The following is an 18,335-nucleotide window of genomic DNA, read 5'->3' on the forward strand; positions in this document are numbered from 1 at the left end:
GAGAGATGGGACTCACGATTAGCGTGTTGGATCAAAGCCCGATTTACCCGGGGGAAACGGCGGAGCAGGCGTTTGCGCATACCGTTGCGCTGGCCCGTAAATCTGAGGAGCTGGGGTTTCGGCGATTTTGGGTGTCAGAGCATCATGATTCGGAGCAGGTAGCCGGTTCTTCGCCGGAGGTGCTGATTTCCTACCTTCTAGCGCATACGAATACGATCCGGATCGGCTCGGGCGGCGTGATGCTGCAGCATTACAGCCCGTATAAAGTGGCAGAAAATTTCAACGTGCTGGCTTCCCTCGCGCCGGGGCGGGTCGACCTTGGCGTCGGCCGGGCGCCGGGAGGTTTGCCGAAGAGCACGCAGGCGTTGCAACAAGGCGTAAAGGAATCGGTCACCTTGACGGACAAAATCGTGGAGCTGCGAAAATTTGTGCAGAACCGGTTGGAGTCGGACCATCCGCTGGCTGGATTGCACGCAGCCCCGATTCCGGCGCAGGCACCGGAGCTCTATGTGCTTGGCGCGAGCGTGGATAGTGCGCAAATCGCTGCAGGATTAGGTTTGCCATATGTGTTCTCCCTGTTTATTAACGGAGACCCATCGGTAGCACTTAAGGCGATCCAAGCCTACCGGGAGAGCTTTGATGCCTACCATGGCGCCGAGCCTCAAGTCATCTTGGCGTTGTCCGTCATCGTCGCCGAATCTGAAGCGGAAGCCGCCGAGCTTGCCGGCAATCAGAAGGTTGTGAAGGTGCGGCTCGCCAGCGGCAAATTGGTGACGCTTGGCACACGGGAGCAAGCGGAAGAGTTCGGCCGTCAGGCCGGAGAGCCCTATACGATCGAGGAGCAGGAGCCTTGGATTGTTAAAGGGACCAAGGCAACGGTCCGGGAGCAGCTGTTCGCGCTGCAGAAGGACACCGGCATCGAGGAAGTGATCGTCACCAGCAATATCACGCCTTTCGAGAAGCGGATTCGCTCCTTTGAGCTGCTGCGTGAAGCTTTAGTTGAAGCGGCGGTGGAGGCGTAAGATGTCCAACGATACTTATGCGACTCAGGCGAAGGCGTTGAATGGTACAGCAGCAGAGCGGTTCATAGAGATCCGCCGGGAGCTGCACCGGTACCCGGAGCTGTCGAACGAAGAGTTCGAGACGACCCGGCGAATTCGCGGCTGGCTGGAGGAAGCGGGCATCCGGATCCTGGATATCCCGCTGACAACGGGGTTGATTGCCGAGGTGGGCGGTCTCCAGGGCGGGCCGGTCATCGCGGTTCGAGCGGATATCGATGCGCTGCCGATTCAGGAGGAGACCGGTCTCCCGTTTGCTTCGGCGCATCCCGGCAAAATGCACGCCTGCGGGCATGATTTCCATACCGCCGCCCTAATTGGCACGGCGTATGCGTTGAAAGCCCGGGAGGCGGAGCTGAAGGGCACGGTCCGGCTGATCTTCCAGCCGGCCGAAGAGAAGGCCAAAGGCGCGCGGCAAGTCATCGCCAGCGGGGCGCTCGACGGGGTGCAGGCGATCTTTGGCATGCACAATAAGCCCGATCTTCCCGTCGGGACGATCGGGATCAAGAGCGGCGCGCTGATGGCCGCTGCCGACGGCTTTGTCGTTGAGGTCGCGGGACGGGGGACCCACGCGGCGGTGCCGGAAGCCGGCAATGACCCGATTGTGACCGCCGCGCATCTCGTGACGGCGCTGCAATCAATCATCAGCCGGAACGTCGGCTCCCTGGAGAGTGCCGTGATCAGCGTCACGAAGCTCCACAGCGGCACCGCCTGGAACGTCGTCCCTGAGACAGCGCTGCTGGAGGGCACGATCCGCACCTTTGATGAAGCGGTGCGGCGGCGGGTGCTGCAGCGCTTCGAAGAGGTGGTTCAAGGCGTGGCGGCTACGTTTGATACAACGGCTTCCGTTCGTTGGATTGAAGGTCCCCCGCCCGTGCTGAACGATGCCAAGCTGGCGGAGCTTGGAGTGGCCGCGGCGGCGGCGGCGGGATACCAGGCGGTGTCGCCGGTTCCGTCGCCGGCGGGGGAGGATTTTTCCTGGTATCAGCGGGAGGTTTCGGGCCTCTTCGTCTTTATGGGGACGGATGGACCGCAGGAATGGCATCATCCCGCCTTTGACCTTGATGAGCGGGCGATTCCGGTAAGCATCGGCTTCTTCACGAAGCTGGCGGAGCTGGCGTTAGAGGAGCTGGCACGGGATCCCCGCCTCCGCAAGGAAGGAGCGTCCCCATGAGCGCGTCCATTGCTTATGACGTCATCGTTGTTGGCGCAGGCTCCATGGGGATGAGCGCCGGATATTATTTGGCCCGCAAGGGACTGCGCACGCTGCTGATCGATGCCTTTGATCCGCCGCACCGGGAAGGCAGCCATCATGGCGAACCTCGGCTCATCCGGCATGCTTACAGCGGAGATCCCGTGTATACGGAACTTGCGGTTCGCGCCCACCGCTTGTGGAATGAAGTGGAGGAGCTGACCGGAACCCAGTTGCTGGTGTCATCGGGCGTTTTGAATCTCGCGGATCGCGGCGTCTATTCCTTTATGGAGCGAATCGCACAATCGACGGCGTTGGGCGTCCGCACCGAATGGCTGGATGCGGCAGAGATCCGCGCCCGCTGGCCGGAGCTGACCATCCCGGATTCATTTGAGGCGATGTATGAGCCGGACGCCGGGTATTTGTACAGCGAGCGATGTGTGGAAGCGTATCGCCAGTTGGCTTTGGCGCAAGGCGCGAAGCTGCTGACGTACGCCATAGTCAGGGATGTGAAGGTACACCAAGGAGAAGGCGGAGTAACGGTGTATACGGCGGACGACAGGTTTCATGCCGGGGCCGTCCTGTTGACCGCCGGAGCGTGGTTCAGCACGCTGTCTCCTTTCGTCAACCTTCCTATCCGCGCCGTGCGCAAGGTGGTCGGGTGGTTTGAAACCAGCGGGCCTGGCTTCGACGCGGGACGATTCCCCGGTTTCACGTTGGGAACGCCGGAGGGCGGGTTTTACGGGTTCCCGAATATCGGCGGAGCCGGACTGAAGATCGGTCGTCATGACGGCGGGGTCCCTTGGACACCGGGGGAGACGTTGGCGCCTTTCGGAAGCCGGCCCGAGGATGAAGCAGATCTGCGCCGTGTGCTGTCGGCCTATATGCCGAAGGCAGCCGGCCGCTTAAAGCAAGGCGCGGTCTGCAAATACGAGATGTCGCCGGATGAGGACTTCATCATCGACCGACATCCCGAGCACCCGCAGGTGTGGGTGGCGGGTGGCTTTTCCGGACATGGCTTCAAATTTGCCAGCGTGATTGGGGAGCGGCTTGCGGACTTGGTTGAAAAAGGGAAGACGGATGACTCGCTGCGGCCGTTTGCGCTGGATCGTTTTGGCCAGTTGGCGAAGTAGAGAGATTTGGCGCTGGACCTGATTGGGCCAGTTGGCGTAGCAGGGAGTTCGGGAAGAAGCTTAATTTGGAATCGGAGGGGATGGCATGACTAAAGTAAATTTTGAAGCTTTTTTGAATACACATGGACAGCTCGTTACGGCCATTGATGGCCTCAGCGAGGAGCAGACCACTTGGAAGCCAAAGCCGGAGAGCTGGAGCGTACTGGAGGTATTAACCCACTTGGTGGATCACAGTATCGTTGTCTCTTTTCGGATCCGGGATATTCTGGCGGGAACGGAGGCGCGGCTGCCGGCTTTTAACCAAGACGCCTGGATCAGCGGGCAATATGCCAACGCAGGTAAAGTCTCCGATGTGCTGCAGGCCTTTCATGCGTTGCTTTTGTACAACAGCCTGCTGTTAAGCCGCCTGGATGCGGCCGACTTGGAGAAAACCGGCGTGAACGCCAAGGGAGAAACTGTCTCCATCAAGGATATTGTCGAGGGCTTTACCAACCACGTCCAACGTCATATGGGGCAAATCGATCGAATCAAACAAGCAGCCGGGTTTGCCCTAAGCAAGAGCTAAGGCTAGGAAACGAACGATACCCAAACGATAAGGAGGAACGAGATCATGGCGAAACCAAGACAACTCAAATTAGGCGCATTATTGCACGGGGTAGGAGGAGGAACCTCCCTGTGGCGTCATCCGGATGTGCAGGCGGATGCCAGCGTGAATATCGACGTGTATAAACGTTGGGTGCAAAAGGCGGAGGCCGGCAAATTCGACCTGGTATTTATTGCGGACGGCTTATACATCACGGAGAAATCGATCCCCCATTTCCTGAACCGCTTTGAGCCCTTAACGCTCCTCAGCGCCCTGGCGGCGGTCAGCAAGCATGTGGGTCTGGTCGGAACGTTGTCCACTTCGTACAGCGAGCCGTTTACCGTTGCCCGGCAGTTCGCCTCCTTGGACATGATCAGCGGCGGGCGCGCAGGCTGGAACGTCGTAACCTCCCCGTTGGAAGGCTCGGCGCTGAACTACGGGAAGAAGGAGCATCCGGACCATGCCAAACGTTACCGGATTGCCACCGAGTTTCTGGAGGTGGTCCGCGGTCTGTGGGATTCGTGGGAGGACGACGCATTTGTGCGGGATAAGGAGACGGGGGTATTTTTTGATCCGGAAAAAATGCACACGCTGAACCACGTCGGAGAATTCTTCTCGGTGAAGGGGCCGCTGAACATCGCCCGCTCTAAGCAAGGGCAACCCGTGATCTTCCAGGCGGGCTCCTCTGAGGTCGGCAAAAATTACGCAGCCAAGCACGCGGACTCCGTGTTCACCGGGCATGAGACGATCGAGGACGCGCAAGCTTTCTACCAAGATGTGAAGTCCCGCGCCGCATCGTTTGGACGGAATCAGGAGGAAGTCCTGATCTTTCCGGGGATCAGCCCGATCCTTGGCCGTACGCCGGAGGAAGCGGAACGCAAATATCAAGAGGTCGCCAGCCTGGTGACGATCGAGAATGCGCTGGACTATTTGGGCCGTTTCTTCGAGCATCATGATTTCTCCCAATATCCGCTGGATGAGCCGTTCCCGGATGTCGGGGATTTGGGCAAAAACAGCTTCCAAAGCAGCACGGATAAAATCAAAAAAGACGCCAAGGAAAAAGGGTTGACGTTAAGACAAGTGGCGCTTCAAGTCGCAACGCCGCGCGGCGGATTTATCGGGACGCCGGTGCAGGTCGCAGACCGGATTCAGGCCTGGTTCGAGGGAGGCGCAGCCGACGGGTTTATGATTACCGCTGCCGTTCCGAACGGACTGGAGGATTTTGTGGATCTGGTCGTACCGATTCTGCAGGAGCGCGACCTGTTCCGGACTGAATACGAAAGCGATACGCTGCGCGGCAACCTGGGCCTGCCGATTCCGGAGAACCGGTATACGCTGGAGCGGAAGGCGGTAGCAGCTAAGTCTTGAGGCGGGTAGCGGCCTGCTGAGGTGGTGCCGTTAGTTTTGCAGTATCAGGAGATGGATCACGAATAGGAGGAGATCAAATTATGAGCAAAATCGTTATTATCGCTGGGAGTCCAACCTTAGGTTCACGGTTGTTCGGATTAACGGATTACGTACAGGAGAAGTTGACCCAAGCGGGCAATTCCATCGATTGGTTCTCGGCGGCAGAGCTGCCGGCGGAGGATTTGCTCCGGGCGAATTTCAACAGCGAGGTTGTGAAGGAGCTGAACGCAGCGGTTGAAGCGGCCGATGCCGTCATCATCGCCAGCCCGGTCTATAAAGCGTCTTATTCGGGCGCGCTGAAGACGATCCTGGATTTGATCCCGCAAAAAGGGCTCCAAGGCAAAGTAGTGCTGCCGCTGTTCATCGGCGGGACGATTGCCCATTTGCTGGCGGTGGATTACGCGTTGAAGCCGGTGGTTGCGGCGCTTGGCGGAACTCATATTCTCAGCGGTGTATTTGCCGTCGATCAATGGGTTAGCCGGTTGGAGAACGGCGGGTTTGCGCTGGAAGAGCAGCTTCGGGTGCGGCTGGACGAGGAGGTAGCCGAGCTGAACCGGGAACTGGCCCGTTATCGGCTTGGGGCAGAGGAGCAGAAGCAAGGCCAGGTTGTGTAAATTCAGAAGGCGATGTGCCTGAAGGTGAAGGAGAGCCTCACGGGATTCTGTGCTGCACTAATGCCGACTAAACATATGAGTTAATGATTGATTAGAGTGTCATGATTTCTAAATTAAACAAAGGTGGAGTGAACAATGGGTTCCCATTCCAATAGACAGCTCCGGTTCGGAGCCGCGATTCATGGCGTAGGGAGCAGCCATACGGCGTGGAGGCATCCGCAGATTCCTTCGGATGCCAGCGTAAGCCTTGCTTTTTATACGCAACAGGCGCAAATCGCTGAAAACGGAAAATTCGATTTTGTATTCATTGCGGACGGTCTCTACATCAATGAAAAATCGATCCCGCATTTTCTGAACCGGTTCGAGCCGATTACGATCTTGTCTGCGCTTGGCGCTGTAACTTCACGGATCGGCCTGGTCGGAACGCTGTCGACCTCGTACAGCGAGCCCTTTACGGTCGCCCGGCAGTTCGCGTCGATCGACTATATTAGCAAAGGGCGGGCCGGTTGGAACGTTGTGACTTCACCTTTGGAAGGGACGGCCCTCAATTTTGGCGGCAAACCGCACCCCTCGCATTCTGAGCGATACCGAATCGCCGAGGAATATTTGGAGGTCATCAAAGGCCTGTGGGACTCCTGGGAGGATGACGCTTTTATTCGCGACAAGGAGAGCGGGGTTTTCTTCGACCCGTCCAAAATGCATCGGTTGAATCACGAGGGCGAGTATTTCTCCGTACAGGGCCCGTTAAACATCGCGCGTTCCAAGCAGGGCCAACCAGTCGTGTTCCAAGCCGGCTCCTCCGAAAGCGGCCGCAACCTTGCGGCCAAGACGGCGGACGCGGTATTCACCGGACCGGAGACGCTTGAAGAAGCCAAGGCGTTCTATCAGGACGTGAAGCTGCGCGCCGTCGAAAATGGGCGTTCCCCTAATGAGATTCTGATCTTCCCGGGAATCGGTCCAATCATTGGCCGGACTGAGGAGGAAGCGGAGCGGAAATACCGCGAAATCGCCGAATTGGTGACGCCGGACAAAGCGCTGGAGTACCTTGGACGGTATTTTGAGCACCATGATTTCTCCCGATATCCGCTGGATGAGCCGTTCCCGGATCTGGGCGATTTCGGTTCGAACAGCTTCCGCAGTACAACGGAACGTATCAAGAAACGGGCGAAGGAGCAGAACCTGACGCTCCGGGAAGTTGCGCTGCAGGAGGCGACGCCAAGGACGGTGTTCTTTGGCACGCCGGAGAAGGTTGCGGATATTGTGCAGCAATGGTTCGAGGAACAGGCGGCGGACGGTTTTATTATCGGAGAAAGCGTTCCGGGCGGGCTGAGAGATTTCGTGGAATGGGTCGTGCCGATTCTGCAGGAACGCGGATTGTTCCGCACCGATTATGAGGCGGATACGCTTCGCGGCAATCTGGGGCTGCCTGTGCCGGTGAACCGTTACACGGCGCAGAGGGCGCTGCAACAGGCCGGCAGCGTTCGGTATGTCTGATCAAACGTTAGTTTAAGCACAGGGAGGGCGTTGATGCCATGAGAATCATGAAAACCAAGCGCAGTAAATCCATCGTCGCAGCGGCAACGATGATGGTGGTGCTGCTATCGGCCTGCGGGAGCCATCCAACCGCACAAGAAAGCCCAAAGGCTGAGGCGTCCGCCTCGGATGCCGAACAAACAGCTGCCGCACAAGGCGGGGAACTCACTTATGCGCTGGCGACCTCACCCGATACGTTGGACCCGCATCGCAGCGGGCTTGCCGTAGCGGTTCGGGTCCTTCGCACGATCTATGACAGCCTGGTCGTCCAGCTGCCGGACAATACCATCAAGCCGTGGCTGGCGAAGGAATGGACGGTTTCGGAGGACGGGCTCAGCTATACCTTCAAGCTCCGGGAGGATGTCAAATTCCATGACGGAACCCCGTTTAATGCCGAAGCGGTTAAATTCAACTTCGACCGGATTCTCGATCCGGCCACAAAAGCGGCGAATGCGGCTGCCTTGCTTCAGCCGTACGAATCCTCCGAGGTAATTGACGAGTACACCGTCAAGCTCAACCTTTCGACACCGTCCAGAGCGTTCCTTGGCAACCTCAGCCAGGCGCTGCTTGGCATCGTCTCGCCGACGGCAGCCAAGCAATACGGTGATCAGCTGGGACAGCACCCGGTGGGAACCGGACCGTATAAATTCGTGAAATGGGAGGAAAACGCCGGCATTCAGGTGGAGCGCAATCCAGATTATCATTGGGCGCCTGAATTGGTCGACAACCCGGGAGCGCCTTATCTGGACAGCGTGAACTTTCGTATCATTCCGGAGGAAGCGACCCGGATCGGAAGCGTGCAGAGCAAGCAAGTGCTCGCTGCCGAAACGGTGCCGCCTCAGAATGCGATCGCACTGAAGAACCATGCCGAGCTGCAGTTGCTCCAGACCAATACGGTCGGCCTGCCGTATACGTTATTTTTTAATCTGGACCATGCCCCCTGGAATGAGCTGAAGGCCCGGCAAGCCGTGCAGCTCGCAGTTGATGTGGATGCGATCGTCAAGACCTTGTACTTAGGCACTTACGAGCGGGCTTGGTCACCGCTGACGCCGGGAACGTTTGGCTACGATCCTTCGCTGGAGAACTCGATTCAACCTGATCTAACGAAGGCCAACCAGCTGCTGGATGAGTTGGGATGGGTGAAGGGAGCGGACGGCATCCGGGAAAAAGACGGCAAGAAGCTCACCCTGCATTACGTCGACGGAACCCCGAACCGGGAAAAACGCAACGACATCGCAGTGATCATTCAGCAGCAGTTGAAGCAAATCGGCATCGCCGTTGAGGTGGAGATCACCAAAGATGTCCGGACCGTGGTGTATACCAACGGAGATTACGATTTATACGGAAACAGCCAAGTCAATTCTGATCCGAACGCACTCTATTCGTTCTACCATTCCTATGATCCGAACGGACAGCCCACCTTGTCGCGGCTGAACAGTCCAGAGGTGGATGAGTGGCTCGAGCAGGGAAGAGTGGAGAAGGATGACGCGAAACGGGCGGAGCTGTACAAGAAAGTGCAGCATTACATTATCGACAATGCGATCATTCTTCCGATCTATGTGTTCCCTTATACCGTAGCTGCATCCCAGTCCGTACAAGGAATCAAATTCGATTCCCTCGGCTATCCGTTGTTTAACGACGTTTCATTAAAGAAGTAACGCGAAGGGAGCTGCATTAGGAAAATGGTTTGGACGATCTTCCAGCGGCTGATCGCCTCGTTGCTGGTCATTTTCGGATCGCTGGTGCTGGTCTTCACCATTTTGTACGTCCTGCCCGGCGATCCGACGGACGCGATGATTGATCCCGCGCTGGCGACGCCGGAGGCGATTGCGGCCTTACGGCACCAGCTTGGCGTTGACCAGCCGTTCCACGTTCAGCTCCTGCGGTATTTCGGCGGTATATTCCGGGGAGACTTCGGCAACTCGCTGCTGAATTCGGACCCGGTGCTGCCCAAGATCGTGGAGAGCTTGCCGGCTACGCTCGCTTTAACGGCGGCCAGCGCCTTCGTGTCCGTCGTTGTCGGGATCCTGCTGGGCGTTCTCTCGGCGATCCATCGCAACCGGGCGATTGACATTATTGCCCGGATCATCGGATTATTTGGCATCTCCATGCCGACGTTCTGGTCGGGCATTCTGCTGATCCTGATCTTCTCGATTACGCTGGGCTGGTTCCCGGCGATGGGATCGGACGGCTGGAGGACCCTCGTCCTGCCGGCCCTTGCACTTGGCACCGTCGGGGCGGGATTTATCCTCCGGATGGTTCGAAGCAGCATGCTCGATGTCATTGGGGAGCAGTTTATCGTCACCTTGCGATCCAAGGGACTCACCGAGCGCGCGGTGATGTACCGGCATGCGCTCAGGAACGCGTTGATCCCGGCTGTGACGATGATTGGCATGCTGATCGGCGAGATGCTGGCCGGCACGGTCGTGATCGAGACCGTATTTTCCCGGCAGGGCATCGGCAGGGTGATCTCGGACGCCATCATGGCCAAGGACTTGCCGGTGGTTCAAGGTGTTATCCTGTTTTCTGCCGCCATTTATGTATTCGTTAATCTGCTAGTGGACATTTCTTATGCGATCATCGATCCACGAGTCCGACGCTCCACTTAATGAGGTTCACGTACTTTATGAACGGGAGGGAAATCGAGTGAGAGAAGCGATCTTCTCCAAAACCGTCTGGCGCGAACGTAAAGCCGGAGCTTCGGCCGCGCCGCGAACCGGCCGATTTTCGGTCAATGACCTGCTTCTGGTGTTGGCCGGATTATTCATCTTGTTTATCGTCGCATGCGCCATCGTCCCTTCCTGGATCGCTCCGTATGCTCCGACGGAAATGCTGACGGACCGTATCCTGCAAGCGCCCAGCCGGGCTCATCCGTTGGGTACGGATTATTTCGGCAGGGATGTCTTCAGCGTGATCGTGCATGGAAGCCGCGATTCCCTCTTTATCGGGCTGGCTTCCGTGCTGACCGGCGGGTTGATCGGCGGAGCTTTCGGAGCCATCGCCGGGTATGCGGGCGGATGGGTGGATACGGTAATGATGCGAATCAACGATATTCTGATGACGATTCCGGGGATTCTGCTCGCGCTTGCGATCGCCGCGGCCCTTGGCCCCAGCCTGTTTAACATCGTGCTGGCCGTCGCCGTCTCCTCCGTACCGGGATATGCCCGCGTGATGCGAGCTCAAATTTTAAGCATTAAAAACCGCACGTTCGTGAAAGCCGCCGCCTCCATCGGCGCTTCGCCCTGGTCGATCTTCTGGAAGCATGTGCTGCCGAACTCCCTTTCACCGCTGCTGGTCATGGCGGCGGTGGGGATCGGCACGTCGATTCTGACGGGATCGGGTCTCAGCTTCCTCGGGCTGGGCGTGCTTCGCGAAATCCCGGACTGGGGGACGCTGCTGTCCCAGGGCAGAGGTTACCTGACCGTAGCTTGGTGGATCTGCACTTTTCCAGGGCTGGCGATTACCTTGTTTGTCTTGGCAGTCAATATACTGGGGGACCGTCTGAGAGATCATCTGGATCCGAAAAAACTTACGCAGCGATAGGAGGGGGCCATGAGGAGCGCATTGTTGGATATTCAGCAGCTTTCCGTTGATTTCAGCACCCGAAACGGACTGATCCAGGCGATTCGGGATGTCACCTTAACGATCGGAGAAGGGGAAACCGTTTGCCTCGTCGGCGAGTCCGGAAGCGGCAAGACGGTCACCTCCAAAGCCATTATGCGCTTGATCGATCATGAGAACGGCAGGATCACGGGCGGCAGCCTCCGCTTAGGCGGGACCGATTTGACGGGACTGTCTGAGGCGGAGCTTCGCCGGGTTCGCGGAAAAAAGATGGCGATGGTGTTCCAAGAGCCGATGGCCGCCTTTGACCCGGTATTTACAATCGGCCGGCAAATCCGGGAAACCATCCTGCAGCATGAGCGGATCTCCAAGCGGGAGGCCGATGAGCGGGCGGTTCGCCTGCTTGAACGCGTGGGCATTCCGGAGCCGAGGCTGCGGCTGAAGCAATACCCGGGCGAACTGTCGGGCGGCATGCTGCAACGGGCGATGATCGCGATGGCGCTGTCCTGCGGTCCGGACCTGCTGATCGCAGATGAGCCGACAACCGCATTGGATGTGACCATCCAAGCGCAGATTCTGAGCTTGCTTAAGGACTTGCAGCAAGAGTTCGGGATGTCGATTTTGCTCATCACGCATGATTTGGGGATTGCCGCCGATATCGCTGACCGTATTGTGGTGATGTATGCCGGGGAAATCGTGGAGGAGGCGCCGGCAGAGCAATTGTTCCGACTCCCCCGCCATCCGTATACCCGCGGACTGCTCCGCTCCATCGCTAAGCTGGATACCGTCCGCGGGACCCGGCTCCATTCCATCGAAGGGTCGATTCCCAGCCTGGCCGAGCCGCCCAGCGGGTGCCGGTTTCATCCCCGTTGCGCTTACGCCACGGAAAGCTGTATTCGGGAAGCCCCGCCTTTAGTGGCAGATGCAGAAGGCCGCCGAACCGCTTGCTGGCACTCGGAAGAGCTGGTCCGGCAGGATAGCTGGCTTGCGGCGCAACCGGAAATCGAAGCCGCCCCGATACACGTACGCAGCTCTTCCTCGGAGAGCGAAGGCCCCATCGCGACGGCCGAACCGACTGATGTAAACGAAGGCGAGGTGCTGTTTGCCGCTGAGCATTTGCGCAAATATTACCGCGTTCACGGCGGAGGCTTAGGGAAACGGAACCGGCTGATCCGTGCCGTAGACGATGTCACGTTTACGATCAAGAAAGGGGAAACCTTTGGCCTGGTTGGCGAATCCGGCAGCGGGAAGTCGACGCTGGGGAGGGTGCTGCTGCAGATGGAGAAAGCGACGGCAGGAAGCGTGTTGTTCGCCGGCGAGGACCTTACTCGACTGAGCGGAGCAGCCTTGCGTTCGGCCCGCCGCCATATGCAGACGATTTTTCAGGATCCTTATGGCTCGTTTGATCCGAGGTGGAAAATCGGGGATAGCATCGCTGAACCGCTCAAAGTTCACGGAGATTTGCCCTCTGGGGAAATCAAGGAGCGCGTTCGCGAATTGTTGGAGCTCGTTGGTTTGGACCCATCTTGGGACGAACGGTATCCGCATGAGTTCTCCGGCGGGCAGCGGCAACGCATCGGCATCGCCCGGGCTATCGCCTTTAACCCGCAGTTCATCTTAGCGGATGAAGCCGTCTCGGCCCTGGACGTGTCCGTCCAGGCTCAGATCATCAACCTGCTGCAGGACCTGCAGCAGAAGCTGGGGCTGACCTATCTGTTTATCGCCCACGGGCTGCAGGTCGTGCGGCATATTTCCGACCGGATTGGCGTGATGTATCTCGGGAAGCTGGTGGAGATTGCCCCAAGCGAATCGCTGTTCCTTCGGCCGGCCCACCCGTATACCCGGGCGCTGATCGACTCCATTCCCCGGAGCCGCCCGGGCGAGGGACAGGGGCAAGGGCAGCTTCCCCGCGGCATCACCGGTGAAATCCCATCCCCGGCGAATCCCCCGGCAGGCTGCCGGTTTCACACCCGCTGCCCGTTTGCCGTCTCGCGCTGCCGGGAAGAGGAGCCGCAGCTTCGGCCGCTCGAAGGCGGCCATTACGCGGCCTGTCATTTTCCGTTATGAGGACTGGAACTGAACGCCGGTTCTGGCCCATTCTCCTGACGTTGTTTTTAGGGTCCTTTGCCGGGGTATATCACGTCGTGTCGCTAAACGTCTCGCTTCCCGGCTTTATCGGGATATTTCATGCCGAGCTGAATACCGTACAGTGGGTGATTACCGGCTTTTCCTTGGCCTGCGGCATGATCGCGCCGGTCAGCGGATATGTATGCCTTCGGTTTGGGAGCAAACGGGTGTTTCTGTGGTCGCTGGCAGGGATCAGCGTGACCTCGCTGCTGTGCGCGATCTCGTGGAACGTTCAGGCGCTGATCGGGTTTCGTATCCTGCAGGGGCTGTTCTGCGGACTGATCCAGCCGGTCTCCCTGATGATGATTTATCAGACGCTGCCGCGCGAACGCCAACCGCTGGCCGTCAGCGTCTGGTCGTTTTCCACGGTGCTGGCCACAGCGATTGGACCTTCGCTAAGCGGTTGGTTTCAGCAGGTGGATTGGCATCTGATTTTTCTCGTGACCGTGCCGCTCGGCATCGGCGCTTGGATCGCCGCGAAGGTTCTGCTGCCGTCTGCAGGAGGCGCCGACGCATCAAGAAAATTAGATATCGCCGGGCTGTTCCTTGCCACCGGAGGAAGCCTGGCCATGCTGCTGCTGTTCGGGAATTTGCATCAATGGGGGCTTGCTTCTCCCTTAACCTGGGCGTGCTTGATCGCCGGAGGTGCAGCCTTCGTAATGTTTGTGCGAGTGGAGTTACGCACCCCAGAGCCGCTGTTGAATCTGCGGTTATTTCGCAATTTACCCTTTACAGCAAGCTTAAGTCTGACCCTGATTCTTACGGTAGCCCTGTACTCCGGGGTGTATTTCATCCCGCTGTTCCTCGAGGAAATCCGCGGAATGTCCGCCTTCCATATCGGGCTGCTGTTTCTTCCGGCTGCGGCGTGCCTGACCTTGGCGACCTTCCTCTCAGGGAAAATATACACTTCCCGTGGCCCCGCGCTGCTGGTTGGTGCGGGCAGCTTGCTGCTGCTGGCGGCCAACCTGCATTTCAGCCGGCTTCATCCGGAGACGACGCTGCTTTCGGTGATCATCTGGTTATGCATTCGTAACGCCGGTACGGGGTTTGCACTCACTCCAGCCACCGGCAGTGCGATGGGGGCGGTGTCCGAGCAGGAATCGGGAGATGCTTCGGCGCTGCTCAGCTGGCTGAGGCAGATCGTTAGCTCCATATCGCTGGGGATGTTCACGTCTGTGTTCTACGTCCGTTTGGGGATCCATGAAGCCCGGATGCATGCCGAGCTTAACGCTAACGGGCTGAGTCGAGAACAGTTGTACAGGGAGGCGTATACGCAGAGCATTGGAGATGCCTTTTGGCTGGCGAGCGGGTTAATTGCCGCAGCGATTCCTCTTGTTTGGCTGATCCGTAGAAAGAGACAGCCACAAGATGCCGGTGCTCCTGCTTTAAAACGCTCTGTCTGAGGAAAGTAGTCCAATGTAACTTTGATTAACCCGGCAGGAGGCGAAAGCCTGATGAAAGTTGCTTTGTTCAGCTTGATGATGAATGTTCCCAATGCGGTAACGGGGGAAGCGTGGACGGCGCAGCAAAAATTTCAAAATGTGATCGACCAGGCCATCCTCGCCGAAAAACTGGGGTTCGATGCTTATGGGATCGGTGAGAGACACGGGGAACCTTTTCTCTCTTCTTCACCGCCGTTGGTCCTGACCGCGATCGCTGCTCAGACCACCCGCATTCGCCTTCTCACCACCGTTACGGTGTTGAGCGTGCTTGACCCAGTTCGGGTCGCCGAGGATTATGCCACCTTGGATCATTTGTCCGGAGGGAGGCTGACGATGATCATCGGCAAAGGCAACGATCCCCGGCATTACTCGTTGTTTGGCATCACAGAAGAAGAGCAATGGGAGTCGCTCGCCGAACGATACGGATTGCTGAAGCGGCTGTGGACGGAGGAGAAGGTAACCTGGTCGGGCCGTTACCGGCCCCCGCTCCAAGAGGTAACGACCTTTCCGAGACCCCACCAATCGGAAATCCCCGTATGGCACGGCAGCGCATCAAGCACGCTGTCGACGGAGCTCGCCGCCCGGTACGGGGAGCCGATTTTTTCTTCGAACTCTTTTCACCCGTTTGAAAAATACAAAGCCTTAATCGATCATTACCGCGAACGACTGGTCTATTATGGCCATGATCCCCACAAAGCGGTGGTGGGAGCCGGTTCGGGAAGTTTATATCTCGCGGACACGGCCGAGGAGGCCTTGCGGCGGTTTAGACCCTATTATGAGGCGTTCAGCGGGACGGAGGCCGCCAAGCACAATCAATCGCCGTTTACCTCGCTAAAGGATATGGTGGAACGGGGACCGGCCTTAATCGGCAGCGCTGAACAGATTATCGTGAAAATCCTGAAATACCACGAGGCCTTCGGACATACCGTGCTGGGGATTAGCGTGGACGGATTAAGTGAGGCCGAGCAGCGGGAGCAGCTTCACCGGTTTGCCGAAGAGGTGCTGCCGGTTTTGAAACGGGAGATTCCAAACCCCTTGTACCGTGGAATTTAAAAAAAGAGCTTCTTTACACCCGAAAGGGGGTGGAGAAGCTCTTTTTGCTGTTCACTCAAGCTGGGGTTTCACTCAGCCGCCCAGCTGCGATTTTACCTGCTGCACTTCCTGATCGTCCGCCATCATCGCCGGCTGGTAGAATCCTTTGGACTGAGCCAGTTGGAACAGCTCGTATTGCGATTTCTCGCAATTGTCCCGGATTTGCTGAATCGTTGATCTCAGCTGGGGATTCGCGCATTCGGAAATGACGCTGGAGTAGGTGGTCAGGCTGCTTTTGACCATGGACAACGCGTCGTTCACCATATCTTTATCCTGCATCATCGTGTAAAGCTCCTCCTAATTCAGAAATGACATGAGCTGCTGCTTCGTATTCAGTGCGTCCTGAGCCGATTTTTGAAAGTAAGCTTTGACTTGCGGATCAACGGACTGCTGCGCGTAGGCAAGCATTTTTTGATGTGCTGTTTCATGAGCGCCAATCAGGTGCCGCAGGCTTTGCAGCTCCTGTTGATTGATTTGGGCCATGCCATCTGCTCCTTTCCAATGGTATTCGCTGGTTATTGTTTGCGAAACCGGAGCAAATATGCGATGAGTTGATTTTTTCTTGGAAAAAAGCGGCTTATCTGTGAAGAAAACGTGACGGGGATCGGGGAGAAATAGGTCATTTGAGTCTTGTATATTTTTGAACTCGTGACTCTTATCACAATTCCATACCATGTAAACTATTAAAATAGTCACTGTGTTTTTGTCGAATTTAGTTAAAAATGAATATGTAGGTATTATTTAGATTTTATTCCGAAGATGCAGTTAAAGCACCGGGGCATCAACCTATGAAAATTTAATTAAAAGGTGGAATCATCATGTCCAGGCGAGGTAATTTATTCCGATTGTTTAAGAGTTTCAGGTTCCATTCGCTAACCGGCAAATTGCTGGGAATGATCGTACTGCTAATGACAATATGCGCCGTATCTTTCACGCTGGTGTCCTATTACGAGGTCCAACGATCAATGACCAGTCAGATGAAGAGCGACGGGACCACCCTGGTGACGAACATTAAACGCGAAATCATCAGCAATGAGCTGTTGGATATGGAGCAACTGCAGAAGGTATTTCAAACCATCATGGAGGAAGGCAACGGCAACCTCGTTTATGTCTCGCTCTACGATGCCCAAGGGAAATTGATCGTATCGGATAACAGCCAGCTCCAGGGGAACACTGCAGAGGAAATCGACGCCGTCGCTTCTTCCTCGGTTACGGCGTCAAATATGGATTTGTCCTCCGTTGTTGCCAATCAAGAGACGACGGGCCAAATCTTGAAAACGGCCAGTGGTGAGAAGGTTTATAATATTTCCACTGAATTTACATACAACCAAGAGCTCTCCGGTGCGTTAAATGTGGGGATCTCGCTGGAAAGCATGAACGAGCAAATCCGCGATGCACTAATCGAGACGATCGCTATTTCGCTTTTGATTTTATTGTTCGCCGTCGCCTTGGGCGTGTTTATGGGACATCGAATGATTCGTCCGATCGTGATGATGTCCAAATGCATCAAACAGTATGCCGCAGGGGATTTTACCGAAGAATTCATCCATCATAGCCGCGATGAAATCGGTAAAATGGCAGAGGACCTTGCCCATATGCGCAGCAAGCTGGGCGGGATGATGGAGAACATCCAGCTTCGCGCTGGCCAAGTCACCTCCGGTTCGCAGCAGCTCTCGATAATGATCGGGGAGAGCTCGCAGGCGGTGAAGGAAATTTCAACCGCGACGGATGCACTGGCGACGGGATCCAGCGATCTTGCGGTGAATGCGCAGGAGGGGTTTGAGCGGCTGAACCGCTTAGCCGAGGAGATTCTTGCCTTGACTGCGCGGGCAGACCAGATGAAGGCAAGCATTGAAGAGACGCAGGAAGCCAACCAAACAACCATGAGTAGCATGAAACAACTGCAGAAAGCGATCCGTGAAAATGCAGAGGTCACCGTCAACATTGAGGAGCAGGTGAACGACCTCAGCGACAAATCGCAGTCGATCACTCAGGTGACGACCGTGATCAAGGCGGTTGCCGAGCAAACGCATCTCTTGGCGCTGAACGCCATGATTGAAAGCGCAAGAGCCGGCGAACAAGGCCGTGGCTTTGCGGTTGTGGCGGAGCAGATTCGTAAGCTGGCCGAACAAACGACAGGTTCGGTGCAGGGGATCGAGGAGATGGTGCGGGAAGTGTCTGCTGCCGTAGCGAAGACCCGGGAGTATATGCAGCAGGGAACCGAAGTCATTACCCGGACAAGCGAGGTGTCGCGGGAGACCGGTCAAGCGTTCCGGCAAATCGATCAGACGATCCATCAGATGATCGCGGGCATGCAAGAGCTGATCGATGGAATCATGCAAGTAAACAACGACAAAAACGAAGTGATCGGCACCATCGAAAACATCTCCTCCATCGCACAGGAAGCCACTGCGTCTACCGAGGAAATCTCGGCTTCAACCGAGCAGCAACTCGCCAGCATGGAGCAGGTATCCGCATCGGCCGTCGAAATGAAAGAGATTGCCGACGATTTGCACCGGATGGTGGAGCAGTTTAAGTTTTGATTAAAGCCCAACAACAACGAACCCCTCGCAAATACAATGTTTCATAGAGC

At 56.9% G+C, this 18,335-nt stretch carries 16 protein-coding genes; 14 read left to right on the forward strand and 2 right to left on the reverse strand.

What is annotated here, in order from left to right:
- Positions 1–5: 5 nt before the first annotated feature.
- From M891_RS0109715 to M891_RS0109775, 13 genes are all read left to right on the forward strand, one after another.
- Positions 6–1,022 (forward strand): LLM class flavin-dependent oxidoreductase, encoded by a 1,017-nt coding sequence (locus M891_RS0109715; protein WP_028538689.1) that lies wholly within the window; start codon positions 6–8, stop codon positions 1,020–1,022.
- Position 1,023: 1 nt separating this feature from the next.
- Positions 1,024–2,232 (forward strand): amidohydrolase, encoded by a 1,209-nt coding sequence (locus M891_RS0109720; protein ID WP_028538690.1) that lies wholly within the window; start codon positions 1,024–1,026, stop codon positions 2,230–2,232.
- On the forward strand, positions 2,229–3,383 hold the full coding sequence (gene solA / locus M891_RS0109725; RefSeq protein ID WP_028538691.1) for an N-methyl-L-tryptophan oxidase: 1,155 nt from the start codon (positions 2,229–2,231) through the stop codon (positions 3,381–3,383). Before M891_RS0109720 ends, solA begins: the two co-directional genes overlap by 4 nt.
- An 85-nt stretch (positions 3,384–3,468) precedes the next feature.
- On the forward strand, positions 3,469–3,948 hold the full coding sequence (locus tag M891_RS0109730; protein WP_028538692.1) for a DinB family protein: 480 nt from the start codon (positions 3,469–3,471) through the stop codon (positions 3,946–3,948).
- A 45-nt stretch (positions 3,949–3,993) separates the two neighbouring features.
- Positions 3,994–5,334 carry an LLM class flavin-dependent oxidoreductase gene (locus M891_RS0109735; protein ID WP_028538693.1) on the forward strand — a complete coding sequence of 447 codons (1,341 nt, stop codon included), beginning with the start codon at positions 3,994–3,996 and terminating at the stop codon, positions 5,332–5,334.
- A gap of 80 nt (positions 5,335–5,414) precedes the next feature.
- Complete coding sequence (gene ssuE, locus M891_RS0109740) at positions 5,415–5,987, forward strand: NADPH-dependent FMN reductase (RefSeq protein WP_009224593.1); 573 nt, start codon at positions 5,415–5,417, stop codon at positions 5,985–5,987.
- A gap of 135 nt (positions 5,988–6,122) precedes the next feature.
- Positions 6,123–7,481 (forward strand): LLM class flavin-dependent oxidoreductase, encoded by a 1,359-nt coding sequence (locus M891_RS0109745; RefSeq protein ID WP_028538694.1) that lies wholly within the window; start codon positions 6,123–6,125, stop codon positions 7,479–7,481.
- Between the two features lie 38 nt (positions 7,482–7,519).
- Positions 7,520–9,178, forward strand: a complete 1,659-nt coding sequence (locus tag M891_RS0109750) for an ABC transporter substrate-binding protein (RefSeq protein ID WP_009224595.1) — start codon at positions 7,520–7,522, stop codon at positions 9,176–9,178.
- A gap of 24 nt (positions 9,179–9,202) precedes the next feature.
- Positions 9,203–10,129 carry an ABC transporter permease gene (locus M891_RS0109755; RefSeq protein WP_028538696.1) on the forward strand — a complete coding sequence of 309 codons (927 nt, stop codon included), beginning with the start codon at positions 9,203–9,205 and terminating at the stop codon, positions 10,127–10,129.
- A 37-nt stretch (positions 10,130–10,166) separates the two neighbouring features.
- Entirely contained in the window at positions 10,167–11,063 is an 897-nt protein-coding gene (locus tag M891_RS0109760; RefSeq protein WP_036699952.1) for an ABC transporter permease, read from the forward strand.
- A gap of 9 nt (positions 11,064–11,072) precedes the next feature.
- Positions 11,073–13,148, forward strand: a complete 2,076-nt coding sequence (locus M891_RS0109765) for an ABC transporter ATP-binding protein (RefSeq protein ID WP_028538698.1) — start codon at positions 11,073–11,075, stop codon at positions 13,146–13,148.
- Positions 13,145–14,611, forward strand: a complete 1,467-nt coding sequence (locus tag M891_RS0109770; RefSeq protein WP_028538699.1) for a DHA2 family efflux MFS transporter permease subunit — start codon at positions 13,145–13,147, stop codon at positions 14,609–14,611. The genes M891_RS0109765 and M891_RS0109770 overlap by 4 nt, the downstream gene beginning before the upstream one ends.
- Before the next feature lie 51 nt (positions 14,612–14,662).
- A complete protein-coding gene (locus M891_RS0109775) occupies positions 14,663–15,703 on the forward strand; it encodes an LLM class flavin-dependent oxidoreductase (RefSeq protein ID WP_028538700.1) in 1,041 nt (346 codons plus the stop codon).
- Between the two features lie 72 nt (positions 15,704–15,775).
- Here the strand turns inward: M891_RS0109775 and M891_RS0109780 are convergent, their stop codons facing one another.
- Together M891_RS0109780 and M891_RS0109785 are read right to left on the reverse strand one after the other, a co-directional pair.
- A complete protein-coding gene (locus M891_RS0109780; protein WP_009224601.1) occupies positions 15,776–16,024 on the reverse strand; it encodes a spore coat protein in 249 nt (82 codons plus the stop codon).
- Between the two features lie 15 nt (positions 16,025–16,039).
- A complete protein-coding gene (locus M891_RS0109785; protein WP_009224602.1) occupies positions 16,040–16,225 on the reverse strand; it encodes a hypothetical protein in 186 nt (61 codons plus the stop codon).
- 482 nt (positions 16,226–16,707) lie between these two features.
- On the opposite strand from M891_RS0109785, the gene M891_RS0109790 reads away from it, so the two are divergent.
- Positions 16,708–18,285: a methyl-accepting chemotaxis protein gene (locus tag M891_RS0109790; protein ID WP_232228323.1), complete on the forward strand. Its 1,578-nt coding sequence runs from the start codon at positions 16,708–16,710 to the stop codon at positions 18,283–18,285.
- The last annotated feature ends 50 nt before the right edge of the window (positions 18,286–18,335 follow it).

Origin of the sequence: Paenibacillus sp. J14, from assembly GCF_000518465.1 — a bacterium.
Lineage (GTDB): Bacteria > Bacillota > Bacilli > Paenibacillales > Paenibacillaceae > Fontibacillus > Fontibacillus barengoltzii.

Excerpts from the sequence above, each read along its gene's own strand:
- M891_RS0109780 (WP_009224601.1), bottom strand. The coding sequence starts at position 16,024 with ATGATGCAGGATAAAGATATGGTGAACGACGCGTTGTCCATGGTCAAA.
- solA (WP_028538691.1), top strand. The coding sequence starts at position 2,229 with ATGAGCGCGTCCATTGCTTATGACGTCATCGTTGTTGGCGCAGGCTCC.
- M891_RS0109715 (WP_028538689.1), top strand. The coding sequence starts at position 6 with ATGGGACTCACGATTAGCGTGTTGGATCAAAGCCCGATTTACCCGGGG.
- M891_RS0109750 (WP_009224595.1), top strand. The coding sequence starts at position 7,520 with ATGAGAATCATGAAAACCAAGCGCAGTAAATCCATCGTCGCAGCGGCA.
- ssuE (WP_009224593.1), top strand. The coding sequence starts at position 5,415 with ATGAGCAAAATCGTTATTATCGCTGGGAGTCCAACCTTAGGTTCACGG.
- M891_RS0109735 (WP_028538693.1), top strand. The coding sequence starts at position 3,994 with ATGGCGAAACCAAGACAACTCAAATTAGGCGCATTATTGCACGGGGTA.
- M891_RS0109720 (WP_028538690.1), top strand. The coding sequence starts at position 1,024 with ATGTCCAACGATACTTATGCGACTCAGGCGAAGGCGTTGAATGGTACA.
- M891_RS0109775 (WP_028538700.1), top strand. The coding sequence starts at position 14,663 with ATGAAAGTTGCTTTGTTCAGCTTGATGATGAATGTTCCCAATGCGGTA.
- M891_RS0109765 (WP_028538698.1), top strand. The coding sequence starts at position 11,073 with ATGAGGAGCGCATTGTTGGATATTCAGCAGCTTTCCGTTGATTTCAGC.
- M891_RS0109745 (WP_028538694.1), top strand. The coding sequence starts at position 6,123 with ATGGGTTCCCATTCCAATAGACAGCTCCGGTTCGGAGCCGCGATTCAT.
- M891_RS0109770 (WP_028538699.1), top strand. The coding sequence starts at position 13,145 with ATGAGGACTGGAACTGAACGCCGGTTCTGGCCCATTCTCCTGACGTTG.
- M891_RS0109755 (WP_028538696.1), top strand. The coding sequence starts at position 9,203 with ATGGTTTGGACGATCTTCCAGCGGCTGATCGCCTCGTTGCTGGTCATT.
- M891_RS0109785 (WP_009224602.1), bottom strand. The coding sequence starts at position 16,225 with ATGGCCCAAATCAATCAACAGGAGCTGCAAAGCCTGCGGCACCTGATT.
- M891_RS0109790 (WP_232228323.1), top strand. The coding sequence starts at position 16,708 with ATGACCAGTCAGATGAAGAGCGACGGGACCACCCTGGTGACGAACATT.
- M891_RS0109730 (WP_028538692.1), top strand. The coding sequence starts at position 3,469 with ATGACTAAAGTAAATTTTGAAGCTTTTTTGAATACACATGGACAGCTC.